Source organism: Streptomyces sp. NBC_01551 (genome assembly GCF_026339935.1).
In the GTDB taxonomy this organism is placed as follows: Bacteria; Actinomycetota; Actinomycetes; order Streptomycetales; family Streptomycetaceae; genus Streptomyces.
On sequence record NZ_JAPEPX010000001.1, the window covers coordinates 575,788 to 589,430 of the forward strand.

11 protein-coding genes are annotated in these 13,643 nt (G+C 70.7%); 7 read left to right on the top strand and 4 right to left on the bottom strand.

Annotation, left to right across the window (positions count from 1 at the left end; all coding sequences use genetic code 11):
* Window positions 1-5 precede the first annotated feature (5 nt).
* The 5 genes from kdpA (at window position 6) to OG982_RS02450 (ending at window position 7,825) form a co-directional block, all read left to right on the top strand.
* Window positions 6-1,670, top strand: a complete 1,665-nt coding sequence (gene kdpA, locus OG982_RS02430; RefSeq protein WP_266947810.1) for a potassium-transporting ATPase subunit KdpA — start codon at window positions 6-8, stop codon at window positions 1,668-1,670.
* The gene (kdpB, locus tag OG982_RS02435) at window positions 1,667-3,772 is read left to right on the top strand and encodes a potassium-transporting ATPase subunit KdpB (RefSeq protein WP_266790161.1); all 2,106 of its coding nucleotides are present in this window, start codon (window positions 1,667-1,669) and stop codon (window positions 3,770-3,772) included. The genes kdpA and kdpB overlap by 4 nt, the downstream gene beginning before the upstream one ends.
* A gap of 6 nt (window positions 3,773-3,778) precedes the next feature.
* Window positions 3,779-4,456: a potassium-transporting ATPase subunit C gene (locus tag OG982_RS02440; RefSeq protein ID WP_266947811.1), complete on the top strand. Its 678-nt coding sequence runs from the start codon at window positions 3,779-3,781 to the stop codon at window positions 4,454-4,456.
* Window positions 4,457-4,554: 98 nt separating this feature from the next.
* A complete protein-coding gene (locus OG982_RS02445; protein ID WP_266947812.1) occupies window positions 4,555-5,238 on the top strand; it encodes a response regulator in 684 nt (227 codons plus the stop codon).
* A 40-nt stretch (window positions 5,239-5,278) separates the two neighbouring features.
* Entirely contained in the window at window positions 5,279-7,825 is a 2,547-nt protein-coding gene (locus OG982_RS02450; protein WP_266947814.1) for an ATP-binding protein, read from the top strand.
* Here the strand turns inward: OG982_RS02450 and OG982_RS02455 are convergent.
* Both OG982_RS02455 and OG982_RS02460 read right to left on the bottom strand, forming a co-directional pair.
* Complete coding sequence (locus OG982_RS02455; RefSeq protein ID WP_266790153.1) at window positions 7,818-8,486, bottom strand: TetR/AcrR family transcriptional regulator; 669 nt, start codon at window positions 8,484-8,486, stop codon at window positions 7,818-7,820. The genes OG982_RS02450 and OG982_RS02455 overlap by 8 nt on opposite strands.
* 98 nt (window positions 8,487-8,584) lie before the next feature.
* Window positions 8,585-9,475, bottom strand: coding sequence for a pirin family protein (locus OG982_RS02460; protein ID WP_266947816.1), 891 nt, complete (start codon window positions 9,473-9,475; stop codon window positions 8,585-8,587).
* A 233-nt stretch (window positions 9,476-9,708) separates the two neighbouring features.
* Between OG982_RS02460 and OG982_RS02465 the strand changes: the two genes are divergently transcribed.
* Complete coding sequence (locus tag OG982_RS02465) at window positions 9,709-11,262, top strand: alpha/beta hydrolase (RefSeq protein WP_266949849.1); 1,554 nt, start codon at window positions 9,709-9,711, stop codon at window positions 11,260-11,262.
* 77 nt (window positions 11,263-11,339) lie between these two features.
* Here OG982_RS02465 and OG982_RS02470 read toward each other — a convergent pair whose 3' ends face one another.
* On the bottom strand, window positions 11,340-11,792 hold the full coding sequence (locus tag OG982_RS02470) for an SRPBCC family protein (RefSeq protein WP_266790149.1): 453 nt from the start codon (window positions 11,790-11,792) through the stop codon (window positions 11,340-11,342).
* The gene (locus OG982_RS02475) at window positions 11,792-12,514 is read right to left on the bottom strand and encodes a TetR/AcrR family transcriptional regulator (protein ID WP_266792259.1); all 723 of its coding nucleotides are present in this window, start codon (window positions 12,512-12,514) and stop codon (window positions 11,792-11,794) included. Before OG982_RS02475 ends, OG982_RS02470 begins: the two co-directional genes overlap by 1 nt.
* Window positions 12,515-12,695: 181 nt before the next feature.
* Here OG982_RS02475 and OG982_RS02480 point away from each other — a divergent pair, with 181 nt between their 5' ends.
* A complete protein-coding gene (locus OG982_RS02480; protein ID WP_266790147.1) occupies window positions 12,696-13,625 on the top strand; it encodes an SDR family oxidoreductase in 930 nt (309 codons plus the stop codon).
* The last annotated feature ends 18 nt before the right edge of the window (window positions 13,626-13,643 follow it).

Consider the following 13,643-nt stretch of genomic DNA (forward strand, 5'->3'; position numbering starts at 1 on the left):
CTGACATGAGCCCCGCAACCGCTGGTGTGCTCCAGCTGCTCGCGCTGATCGGCGCGCTCGCACTGGCATACCGTCCGCTCGGCGACCACATGGCCCGGGTCTACTCCTCCGAGAAGCACTACACGCCGGAGAAGTGGATATACAAGGCCATCGGCGCCAACCCGTCGGCCGAGATGCGCTGGCCCGCGTACCTGCGCGGCGTCCTGGCGTTTTCCGCCGTGAGTGTCCTCTTCCTCTACGTCCTGCAGCGCCTGCAGGGCGTCCTGCCCGGCTCGCTCGGCTTCGTGTCGATCGACCCGGACCAGGCGTTCAACACCGCCGCGTCGTTCGTGGCGAACACCAACTGGCAGTCGTACTACGGCGAGCAGGCCATGGGCCACGTCGTGCAGACCGGCGGCCTCGCGGTCCAGAACTTCGTCTCGGCGGCGGTCGGCATGGCCGTGGCCGTGGCGCTCGTACGCGGCTTCGCCCGCTCCCGTACCGGTGAGCTCGGCAACTTCTGGGCGGACCTGGTGCGCGGCACCGTCCGCATCCTGCTGCCCCTCTCGGTGATCGGCGCGCTGATCCTCGTCGCGTGCGGCGTGATCCAGAACTTCGCCGGGATCCACGAGGTCGGCCAGTTCATGGGCGGCACGCAGCAGTGGAACGGCGGCGCGGTGGCCTCGCAGGAGGTCATCAAGGAGCTGGGCACCAACGGCGGCGGTTACTTCAACGCCAACTCGGCCCACCCGTTCGAGAATCCGACCCCGTTCTCCAACCTGTTCGAGGTCTTCCTGATCCTGGTCATCCCGTTCGCCCTGACGCGGACCTTCGGCCGGATGGTCGGCAACCTGCGCCAGGGTTACGCGATCCTCGCCACCATGGGCGTCATCTGGGTCGGTTTCACGGCGCTGATGATGTGGACCGAGTTCGCCCACCACGGCCCGGCGCTCCAGGCGGCGGGCGGGGCGATGGAGGGCAAGGAGACCCGCTTCGGCATCGGCGCCTCGTCGATCTTCGCCGTGGCCACCACCCTGACCTCGACGGGCGCGGTCAACTCCTTCCACTCCTCCTACACCGGCTTCGGCGGCGGCATCACCATGCTGGGCATGCAGCTCGGCGAGATCGCGCCCGGCGGTGTCGGTTCCGGCCTCTACGGCATGCTGATCATGGCGATCATCGCGGTGTTCATCGCCGGCCTGATGGTCGGCCGCACGCCCGAGTACCTGGGCAAGAAGATCGGCACCCGCCAGATCAAGCTGGCCGCCTGCTACATCCTCATCACCCCGGCGCTGGTGCTCTGCTTCACCGCCGCCGCGATGGCGCTGCCCACCCCGGGCAACTCGATGGCCAACCCCGGCGCGCACGGATTCTCCGAGATCCTCTACGCCTACACCTCGGGCGCCAACAACAACGGCTCCGCGTTCGCGGGCCTGAACGCCGACACGCAGTGGTTCAACTCGACCATCGGCATCGCGATGCTGCTGGGCCGCTTCCTGCCGATCGTGTTCGTCCTGGCCTTGGCCGGCTCGCTCGCCGAGCAGCAGCCCGTACCGGCCACGGCGGGCACGCTTCGCACCGACAAGCCGCTCTACGCGGGCCTGCTCGTCGGCACGATCGTCATCATCACCGGTCTGACCTACTTCCCCGCCCTCGCGCTGGGCCCGCTTGCCGAAGGGCTCGCCTCATGAGCACCATCACCCCCACCCGTGCTCCGCACGAAGACCTTCCCACCGGACACAAACCCCCGGCGGGGCGCGTCGGCGGCGGCCTGTTCGACCCCAAGGCCCTGATCAAGTCCTTCCCCGACGCGGTGAGGAAGCTCGACCCGCGCGTCATGGTCAAGTCGCCGGTCATGTTCGTGGTCCTCGTCGGCTCGGTGGTCACCACCGCCTTGGCGATCAAGGACCCGACGGACTGGTTCGGCTGGGCGATCACCGCCTGGCTGTGGCTGACCACGATCTTCGCCAACCTCGCGGAGGCCGTGGCGGAAGGCCGCGGCAAGGCGCAGGCTGACACGCTGCGCAAGGCCAAGACCGACACGGTCGCCCGCCGGCTGTCCGAGGACGGCCGGACCGAGGAGCGGGTCCCGGGCACGGACCTGCGGATCGGCGACCTGGTCGTCTGTGAGGCCGGGGACGTCATCCCCGGTGACGGTGACGTCGTCGAAGGTGTCGCCTCCGTGGACGAGTCCGCCATCACCGGCGAGTCCGCGCCCGTCATCCGGGAGTCCGGTGGCGACCGCAGCGCCGTCACCGGCGGTACGAAGGTCCTCTCCGACCGCGTCGTCATCAAGATCACGACGAAGCCCGGCGAGACCTTCATCGACCGCATGATCAACCTGGTCGAGGGCGCGGCCCGGCAGAAGACGCCCAACGAGATCGCGCTGAACATCCTGCTCGCGTCCCTCACGATCGTCTTCCTGCTGGCCGTCGTCACGCTCCAGCCGTTCGCGATCTACGCGGACGCCCAGCAGTCGATGATCGTGCTCACCGCGCTCCTGGTCTGCCTGATCCCGACCACCATCGGCGCACTGCTCTCCGCGATCGGCATCGCCGGCATGGACCGCCTGGTCCAGCGCAACGTCCTGGCCATGTCGGGGCGCGCGGTGGAGGCCGCGGGCGACGTGTCGACGCTCCTGCTGGACAAGACCGGCACCATCACCCTGGGCAACCGGCAGGCGGCCGAGTTCGTGCCGGTCAAGGGCACCACGGAGGCCGAACTGGCCGACGCCGCGCAGCTGTCGTCGCTGGCGGACGAGACCCCCGAGGGCCGTTCGATCGTCGTCCTGGCGAAGGAGAAGTACGGGCTGCGCGAACGCCACCAGGGCGAACTGACGCAGGCCACCTGGGTCGCGTTCACCGCCCAGACGCGGATGTCGGGCGTGGACGTGGACGGGAAGAAGACCCGCAAGGGCGCGGCCGGTTCGGTCATCACCTGGGTCAAGGAACAGGGCGGCCGCGTCGGCGAGGACGCCGACCTCCTCGCCAACCGGATCTCCGAGGCCGGCGGCACCCCGCTCCTGGTGGCGGTCCAGGACGAGAAGGGCGCCCGGATCCTGGGCGTCATCCACCTCAAGGACGTCGTCAAGGACGGCATGCGCGAGCGGTTCGACGAACTGCGCCGCATGGGCATCAAGACGATCATGATCACGGGTGACAACCCGCTCACCGCGAAGGCCATCGCGCGGGAAGCCGGTGTCGACGACTTCCTGGCCGAGGCCACTCCCGAGGACAAGATGGCCCTCATCAAGCGGGAGCAGGCGGGCGGCAAGCTCGTCGCGATGACGGGTGACGGCACCAACGACGCCCCGGCCCTCGCGCAGGCGGACGTGGGCGTGGCGATGAACACGGGCACCTCGGCCGCCAAGGAGGCCGGGAACATGGTGGACCTGGACTCCAACCCCACCAAGCTCATCGAGATCGTCGAGATCGGCAAGCAACTCCTCATCACCCGGGGGGCCCTGACCACCTTCTCGATCGCCAACGACGTCGCGAAGTACTTCGCGATCATCCCGGCCATGTTCGCCGTGGTCTACCCGGGCCTCGACAAGCTCAACATCATGGGCCTGCACTCGCCGAACTCCGCGATCCTCTCCGCGGTCGTCTTCAACGCGCTGATCATCATCGCGCTCGTGCCGCTCGCCCTGAAGGGCGTCCAGTACAAGCCGACCAGCGCCGACAAGATGCTCCGCCGCAACCTGGGCATCTACGGACTCGGCGGCCTCATCGCCCCGTTCATCGGCATCAAGCTCATCGACATGCTCATCACCCTCATTCCCGGAATCGGCTGACCTGCCATGAACACTTCTGTCGGCAACACCGCCCGCCTCCTCGGCGCCGGCCTGCGTGCCCTCCTCGTCCTGACGGTCGTCTGCGGCGTCCTCTACCCGCTGGCCGTGACCGGCATCGCCCAGGCCCTGTTCAACGACAACGCCAACGGCTCCGAGATCAAGGACAAGAGCGGCCAGGTCATCGGCTCGTCCCTGATCGGGCAGACCTACAACCTGCCCAAGGCCAACCCGGACGACCCGGAGGAAGCCGCCAAGCCGGACCCGAAGTGGTTCCAGCCGCGCCCCTCCAACGGCCTCGGATCCAACAGCGTCAACACCCGGTACTCCCTGATCCTCTCCGGCGCCACCAACAAGGCCGCCGACAACCCGGACCTGGTCAAGCTGGTCGAGGACGCCAAGGCAGCCGTGATCGCGGACAACACCACGAAGTCCTACACGGTCAAGCCCCAGGACGTGCCGGCCGACGCCGTCACCTCCTCCGGCTCCGGCCTCGACCCCAACATCTCCCCGGCCTACGCCGACCTCCAGGTGCACCGCGTGGCCGAACAGAACGACCTCGACGTCAAGCGGGTCGAGAAGCTCGTCAAGGACAACACCACGGGCCGCACCCTCGGGTTCATGGGCGAGCCCCGCGTCAACGTCCTGGAGCTCAACTCCGCCCTCAGGGAACTGACCAAGAGCTGATGGTCCGCTTCCCACGGACGAGCAGCCGGTGGGGCGCGGGCCCTGCGCGCCCCACCGGTTCCTTATCCGCCCGCAACGAAGGAAAGGCTGCACACCCCATGACCCGGGTGCTCGTGGTGGAGGACGACCCCCAGCTCGTACGCGCGCTGAAGATCAACCTCCAGGCGCGGAAGTTCGAAGTGGAAGAGGCCACCGACGGCACCGCCGCGCTCCGGCTCGCGGCCGCCCGCAAGCCGGACGTCATCCTGCTGGACCTCGGACTGCCGGACATGGACGGCGTGGAGGTGATCAGGGGGGTCCGCGGCTGGAGCCGGGTGCCCATCCTGGTGGTCTCCGCCCGCCACACGTCCGAGGAGAAGATCCGGGCCCTGGACGCCGGCGCCGACGACTACGTGACGAAACCGTTCAGCATGGACGAGCTGCTGGCCCGGCTGCGGGCGGCCACCCGCCGGCAGGAGGATCCCGCCGGGTCCGCCGGGCCGGCCCTGGTCACGACGGACGACTTCACCGTGGACCTGGCGGCGAAGAAGGTGGTGCGCGCCGACCGCACCGTGCGCCTGACCCCGACCGAGTGGCACCTGCTGGAACTGCTGATCGCCCATCCCGGGCACCTCGTCTCCCAGCGCAAGCTGCTGCTGGAGGTCTGGGGGCCGACGTACGCGGAGCACACCAACTACCTCCGGGTCTACATGGCCCAGCTGCGGCGCAAGCTGGAGGCGGATCCCTCCCATCCCCGGTACCTGATCACCGAGCCGGGCATGGGCTACCGCTTCGAACCCTGACGGACACTGGAAATCGAGTAGAACGAGAACCCGGCATCACATGAGACGCGGAAAGCTCCGGATCTACCTCGGCTCGGCCCCGGGCGTCGGCAAGACGTACGCGATGCTCTCCGAGGCCCACCGCAGGATCGAGCGAGGCACCGACTGCGTCGTCGGCTTCGTCGAACACCACCACCGGCCGCGCACCGAGGTCATGCTGCACGGCCTGGAAGTGACCCCGCGAAGGGAAATCCCGTACCGGGACAGCACCTTCACGGAGATGGACGTGGACGCCCTGCTGGCGCGCCGGCCCGCGGTCGCCCTCGTGGACGAGCTCGCGCACACGAACATCCCGGGCGCGCGCAACGCCAAGCGCTGGCAGGACGTGGAGGAGCTCCTCCAGGCCGGGATCGACGTCGTCACCACCGTCAACATCCAGCACCTGGAGTCCCTCGGCGACGTCGTGGAGACCATCACCGGGGTGCGCCAGCGCGAGACGGTGCCGGACGAGGTGGTGCGGCGCGCGGACCAGATCGAGCTCGTCGACATGTCGCCGCAGGCCCTGCGCCGCCGGATGGCGCACGGCAACATCTACAAGCCCGACAAGGTCGACGCCGCGCTCTCCAACTACTTCCGCCCCGGCAACCTGACGGCGCTGCGCGAACTCGCGCTGCTGTGGGTCGCCGACCGGGTGGACGAGTACCTCCAGGAGTACCGCGGCGAGCACGACATCCGCTCCACCTGGCAGGCCCGCGAGCGGATCGTCGTCGGCCTCACCGGCGGCCCCGAGGGCCGTACCCTGATCCGCCGCGCCGCCCGGCTCGCCGAGAAGGGCGCGGGCGGCGAGGTGCTGGCCGTGTACATCGCGGCCAGCGACGGCCTCTCCTCCGCGTCCCCCAAGGAACTCGGCGTCCAGCGCACCCTGGTCGAGGACCTCGGCGGCACCTTCCACCACGTCATAGGCGATGACGTGGCGTACTCCCTGCTGGAGTTCGCCCGGGGGGTGAACGCGACCCAGATCGTCCTCGGCGTCAGCCGCCGACGGCCCTGGCAGTACGTGTTCGGCCCGGGGGTGAGCGCCACGGTGGCCGTCGAGTCCGGGCCCGACCTCGACGTCCACATGGTCACCCACGACGCCGCCGCCCGGGGCCGCGGCCGTCTGCCGGTGGCCCGCGGCGCCCGGCTGGGCCGCTCGCGCCTCGCCTGGGGGTGGCTGACCGGTGTCGTCGGCCCCGCCCTGCTCACCCTGCTGCTCCACCAGGTCGTCCCCGGGCTCGGACTCGCGAACGACATGCTGCTGTTCCTCACCTTCACGGTCGCGGCAGCGCTGCTCGGCGGGCTGCTGCCGGCCCTCGCGTCGGCCGCGTTCGGCTCCCTGCTGCTGAACTACTTCTTCACACCGCCGCTCTACCGGCTCACGGTCTCCGACCCGCGCAACATCGTCGCCATCTCGATCTTCGTCGGGGTTGCCGTGTCGGTGGCCTCCGTGGTGGACCTGGCCGCCCGCCGCACCCACCAGGCCGCCCGGCTGCGGGCCGAGTCCGAGATCCTCTCCTTCCTCGCGGGCAGCATCCTGCGCGGCGAGGATTCCCTGGACGCCCTGCTGGAGCGGCTGCGCGAGACGTTCTCGATGCAGTCCGTGGCCCTGCTGGAGCGGGCCGGCGAGGTGGAGCCGTGGACCACGGCCGGCGCCGTCGGCGCGCGTCCGGTCGCCCGCCCCGAGGACGCCGATGTGGACATGCCGATAGGGGACAACATGGCCCTCGCCCTGTCGGGGCGGGTGCTGCCCGCCGAGGACCGGCGGGTGCTGGGCGCCTTCGCCGCGCAGGCGGCCGTCGTCCTCGACCGTCAGCGCCTGGTCGACGAGGCGGGCAGGGCCCGGGAACTCGCGGAGGGCAACAAGATCCGTACCGCCCTGCTGGCGGCCGTCAGCCACGACCTGCGCACCCCGCTCGCGGGCATCAAGGCGTCGGTCACCTCGCTGCGTTCCGACGACGTCGAATGGTCCGAGGCCGACCGGGCCGAGCTGCTGGAGGGCATCGAGGAAGGCGCCGACCGGCTCGCCGCGCTGATCGGGAACCTCCTGGACATGTCCCGCCTGAACACCGGGGCCGTCGTCCCGCTGATCCGCGAGACCGACCTGGACGAGGTCGTCCCGATGGCCCTGGGCGGCGTACCCGACGGCAGCGTCGAGCTGGACATCCCCGAAACCCTGCCGATGGTCGCCGTCGACCGGGGGCTGCTGGAGCGGGTCGTGGCGAACGTCGTGGAGAACGCCGTCAAGTACAGCCCGGACGGGCAGCCCGTCCTCGTCTCCGCCAGTTGTCTGCCGGGCCGGGTGGAGCTGCGGGTCGTCGACCGCGGGCCCGGCGTCCCAGACGAGGCGAAGGACCGGATCTTCGCGCCGTTCCAGCGGTACGGGGACGCCCCGCGGGGTGCCGGCGTCGGCCTCGGGCTCGCGGTGGCCCGCGGCTTCACGGAGGCCGTCGGCGGCACCCTGACCGCCGAGGACACCCCCGGCGGCGGGCTCACCATGGTGCTCACCCTGCCCACGGCCGCCGACGCCCCGCCGGTCGCCCCGGAGCTGCCGGCCTCGGCGGTCACCTGAGGTAGCGCGCCAGGAAGAGGTCCACGCCGGAGGTGACGACCCGGGAGAGCTCCGCCTCGTCGATCTCCGCGTCCGTCGAGAAGGTGTGCACCAGCTGGAGTACGCCGAGGGTCGCCGCGACGAGCTGCTGCACGGCCAGCGCGGGATCGGGGACGTCCAGCGTCCCGCGCTCGTCGAGCTCGGTGAATGCCTCGGTCAGCGGGCCGTTGTTCATGTCGTACGTGACCCGGTACCAGAGCTGGCCGAGCTGCGGGAAGCGGTCGATCTCGCCGATGACCAGGCGGCGCAGCGACATGATGTCGGGGCGCAGCACCAGCCGGGTCCAGTCGGTGGTGAAGTTGATCAGCGCCGTCCGCAGGTCCGGGGCCTGGGCGATGGTGGAGCTGCAGCACTGGAGGCCGGCGTACGTCTGGGGCAGGACGCCGCCGACGACGGCGAGGAACAGCCGCTCCTTGTTGCCGAAGTGCTTGTAGATCGTCGCCTTCGAGACCCCGGAGCGGTGGGTGATGGCGTCCATCGAGGCCGCCGAGTAGCCCTCGGAGAGGAATTCCGCGAGGGCCGCGTCGATGATCGCCTGCCGCTTGCGCTGGGCCGAGTCGGAGGGTCCCGGGATGATCGGGATGCCGTACTCGTCCGTGGCGTTCATCGTCTCGGCGTCCATGCGGGGATGTCCTTCGGATCTGCTGCGCTGATGGGGGTCTCGCAGGGGTCTCTCAGTATATGAACTGAACCGTTCGGTACGTCACGGGCCGCCCGGGGTCACAGCAGGATGCGCCCCATCAGGCCCTGCTGGTAGTCGAGCTGCGCCTGGTGCAGCTCGGCGGTGGTGTTCATGACGAACGGGCCGCTGCGGGCGACGGGCTCGCCGATCGGCTCGCCGGCCAGCACCAGGACCTCGGCCGCCTCGTCCGGGGCGGACACGACGAACCGGTCGCCGTCCTGCCCGAGGACCGCGAGGTGGCCGTTGGCCAGCGCGGCGTCGGGGGTGGCGGCGGTGCCGGACAGCACGTACAGCATGGCGTTGTGCCCGGCCGGGACGGTGAACTCGGCGCGGCCGCCGACCGCCAGGCGGGCGTGCACCACGAGCACGGGGGTGTGGGTGTCGAAGGGGCCCGTCACCCCGTGGGTGGAGCCGGTGATCACGGTGAGCTCAGCGCCCTCGCCGGTGTCGACCGCGGGGATGTCGGCGGGCGAGCCGTACTGGACCCGCGGCGGGGTGGCCTTGAGGCGGGCCGGCAGGTTCACCCAGATCTGGAGCAGGTGCTGGGGGCCGCCGTCCGCGAGCAGCCCGGGGGTGGGACGGGCGAGGTGGACGAGGCCCGAGCCCGCGGTGAGCCACTGGACCTCGCCGGGGTTCATGACCCGCTTGTGGCCCTCGGAGTCGATGTCCTCCATCGCGCCCTCGATGACGTACTGGATCGTCTCGAACCCGCGGTGGGGGTGCGGCGGCGCGCCCTTGGCCTCGCCGGGGCCGAGTACGTGCGGGCCGACCTGGTCGACCATCAGGAAGGGATCCACGAAGGGGAGTCCGGCCTGAGGGAAGGGGCGGCGGACCGGGAAGCCCTCGCCTTCGAGGGTGTGGAAGGGGCTGACGACGCGGGCGGTGGAGCGCGTGGTGGCGGCCGGGGCGGCGGCTGTGGAGATGTCCATGCCCCGAATGAACTACACCCATCGGTTCACTGTCAATACTGAACGGTTCAGTTGGCTGAATGGACCACTTGGTTCACCAGTCAACACCGTCGGCATGTCGGCCAGTTGTCTGGATTCAAGGTCATACGCGGGGAGGAGCGAGGTCAGATCTCCGGGATGATTCGCCCGGGCGGCGCGTGCAACAGGGTGGGCTGCGACCATCCCTCCGCCGAAAGGACCCGGTCTTCGTGCGCATGAAGCGATTCGCACCGTTGCTCGCCGCCGCCGGACTCGTCGCCACCACCGTCCCCCTGCTGTCCGCCACCCAGGCCGCCGCCGCCCCGGCGCCCGACTACGGCTCGAACAAGCCGGCTTGGCACCGTTGCGGCCCCGACACTCCGGCCTCGTACGAGTGCGCGACCATCAAGGTCCCGCTCGACTACAGCCGTCCGCAGGGGCGCAAGCTCGACCTCGCGATATCCCGGATCAAGAGCGAGAACCCGGCCAAGCGGCACGGCGTCATGCTCATGAACCCCGGCGGCCCCGGCGGGAGCGGGCTCGACCTGCCGCTGATGGCGGCCGAGGCGATGCCCAAGGAGGTACGGGACCAGTTCGACCTCATCGGCTTCGACCCGCGCGGCGTCGGGCAGAGCAGCCCCATCAGCTGCGGGCTGACGGACGCCGAGCAGAACATCGACCGGCCGTACCACAAGGCCACGTTCGGGGCCGACGTGGCGTGGGCGCGGACCGTCGCCGACAAGTGCCGCGAGAAGGCCGGCGCGGTGCTCCCGTACATCACCACCCGCAACACCGCGCGCGACATGGACGCGATCCGCGCCGCGCTGGGCGAGCGGAAGGTCTCGTACCTGGGCTACTCGTACGGGACGTACCTCGGGGCGGTGTACACGCAGATGTTCCCGAACAGGACGGACCGCTTCGTCCTCGACAGCGGGGTCGACCCGCAGCGGATCTGGCGCGGAATGATCCAGGTGTGGGCGACCGAGGCCGAGCCGGCGTTCAAGCGGTTCACCGAGTGGACCGCCGAGCGGTCGGGCGAGTTCCAGCTCGGCGACAGCCCGAAGGCGGTGTCGGACACGTTCTGGGCGCTGGTGGCCCGGGCCGACAAGGACCCGATCGTCCTCGACGACATGAAGATCACGGGTGACGACATCCGGGCCGCACGCGGGGTGTTCTTCTACCCGGCGCAGGCCGCCCCCCTCGTCAAGTCGCTGAAGGACGCGGCCGACGGCAAGACCCCGGCCACCGCCACCTCCGAGGTCAAGCGCGCCTTCCAGGCGCCCGAGCCCGCCACGGACAACGGCACCGCCGTCTTCTGGAGCGTGGTGTGCGGGGACACCGGCGCCTGGCCGCGCGATCCGGAGCAGTACCGGCGCGACGCGATCAGGGACAAGGCCAAGTACCCGCTGTACGGGGACTTCGCCTCGAACATCAAGCCGTGCGCGTTCTGGCAGCGGCCGGTCGAGGCGGCCACGCCCATGAAGACCCGGGCCAACGTGCTGACGGTGCAGAACGAGTGGGACTCGCAGACCCCGCTGGCCAGCGGCCAGGGCCTGCACCGCTCGCTCAAGGGCTCGCGGATGGTGCTGGCGATGGGCGGCGAGGGCCACGGCGTGTACCTCGCGGACCCCAACTCCTGCGCGAACGCGACGGTCAGCGCGTACCTGGCGACGGGCAAGCTGCCGGCCAAGGACGTGACGTGCCGGACGCAGCCGGCTCCCGCCGAGCGGCGTGAGTCGTCGGCTTCGCCGAAGCCGCTCCCGCTCCCGACCGTTCCCGGGCGGTTCTGAGCAGGTACGGACGGAAGGAAGGGCACCGCTCACCTCGTGGTGAGCGGTGCCCTTCCGCCGTTTCGGGCCGCCGCGCCTCAGGCCGGCACGGAGGCCTCCACCGCCGCCTTGATGCGGCGGCCGAAGTCGGGGGCGTCCCTGCGGGCCGCCGACAGCGCCAGCCCGACCAGGAGCTTGCCGAAGCCGTGCCCTTCGAGGGTGTTGAAGATGCGCACGCGGGTCCGGCCGCCCGGCAGGGCTTCGAGGTCGTAGCCGCCCTCCGCCGTCACCATGTTCTTGCTCTGCTCGGTCCAGCGGACCAGGCGGGGCGGGTCGAATCCGGTGATGCGGAACTCCCGGGCGGTCTTCATCCCCGCGTCCTTGACGGTGCTGCGAAAGATCGTGCCGACCGCCGTGGGGCCGTCCGGTGTCTTGGCGATCTCCTGGACGCGCGGGCTGAATTCGGGATCGTTGCGGCCGTCGGCGAGGTAGGCGAAAACCTGCTCGACGGGACGGTCGATCTCCACGATCGACTCGAACTCTCCGGACATCACGACTCCTCGCTCCGCTTCTCCACGACCAACGATCGCAGACCCGTGCGCTCCGCGCGCGCCAGCAGCCCCGACAGAAGCACCTCCAGCGTCTCGCGGAGCGTCTCCTCGAAATCGAGGCGGAGCACGGCCAGCGAGGGGTCCTCCTCGTAGGCGGCGAGCATGGCGGCCGAGGGCTGCGCGTGCGCCCATACGGAGCCGGTCACCATGACCGTCCCGGCGACGAAGCGGAAGGCGTCCCGCTCCCCCAGCTCCGGCAGGTTCGCGGCGATCAGGCCGGCGAGGGCGGTCGCGTTGGCGATGGCCTCCCGCTTGAACTGGCCGGCGACCTGCGGGGAGATGTTCCGCTCCAGCACGGCGGCCTGGGCGCTGACCAGGTCGCAGAGCACGGGGCGGTCCGCGAGCGCCCGCGCGACGCAGCCGGCCAGCCGGTCGGCGCGCTCGCCCGGCGGGGCGGGGTCGACGGCCTCGGCCAGCGCGACCTCCAGATGGGCGACGAGTTCGCGGGTGGCGGAGCCGAGGAGCTCCAGCAGGACGTCCTCGCGGGACTCGAAGTACCGCAGCACGTTCGACTTGGCCAGGCACACGCGGCGGCTGAGCTCGTTGAGGCTGACCTGCGCCACGGGCATCTCCGCGAGCATGTCGGCCGCGGTGTCGAGGATCGCCTGGCGGCGGGCGGCGCGCTGCTCCTCGCTGCGGGCGCGCTGGAACTTCTTGGGCACGGTCACCGCGCCAGTTTACAGACCTGCGGTCTGTTGTTATCAGACCGGCGGTCTGCTAACTTCGGGGAAGAGGCAACAGACCGCCGGTCTATTAACCGGTTCGCCAGTCCCGGCCCCCTCGATCCCGACTGCCTCGGTCCCGACCGCCTCGGCCCCGAACCCCATCCCGGAGGAACACGCCATGTACGCCGTCCCCGACCAGTCCGGAAAGTTCGCCGTCGTCACCGGCTCCAACAGCGGCACCGGCAAGGAAGCCGCCCGCCGGCTCGCCGAGGCGGGTGCCCGGGTCGTACTGGCCGTCCGTACGCCCGCCAAGGGCGAGCAGGCCCGCGCCGAGATCCTGGCCCGCCACCCGCACGCGCAGTTGGAGGTACGCCGGATCGACCTGGCCGACCTCGCCTCCGTGGCCGCGTTCGCCGACGGGATCCTCGCCGACGGCACCCCGCTCGACCTGCTCGTCAACAACGCCGGTGTGATGGCCCCGCCGACCCGGATGACCACCTCCGACGGCTTCGAGCTCCAGTTCGGCAGCAATTTCCTCGGCCCGCTGGCCCTGACCGTACGGCTGCTCCCGGCGCTGCTGGCCGCGCCCGCGCCGCGCGTCGCGACCATGAGCAGCGGTACCGCCAACTTCGGCCGGGTCGACTTCGGCGACCTCCAGTGGCAGCGGCGGCGCTACAGCCCGATGCTGTCGTACGCGCAGTCGAAGCTGGCCGACCTGATGATGGCCCTGCACCTGGCCGAGCTCGCCGAAGAGCGGGGCTGGCCGCTGCGCAGCACGGCCGCGCACCCCGGGTACACGAAGACCAACCTCCAGACGGCCGGCGCCAGCCTCGGCCGCGACAAGCCCGCCCGGATGGGCGGGGTGCTGAGCTCGCTGGACTTCCTCCCGAAGCAGGAGGTGGGCCCGGGCACCGAACCGCTGCTGTACGCGGCGACCAGCCCGGAGGCGGTGGCGGGCGGGTACTACGGCCCGAGCGGCCGCTTCGGCCTGGTCGGCCCGACGGCGCCGGCCCGCGTCACCCGCCGCGCCCTGGACCGCGCGGCCAACGCCCGCCTGTGGTCCGAGGCGGAACGCCTCACGGACGTCAGCGTCGCGGCGACCCTGTGACCGGGTGGCCGCCGGAGC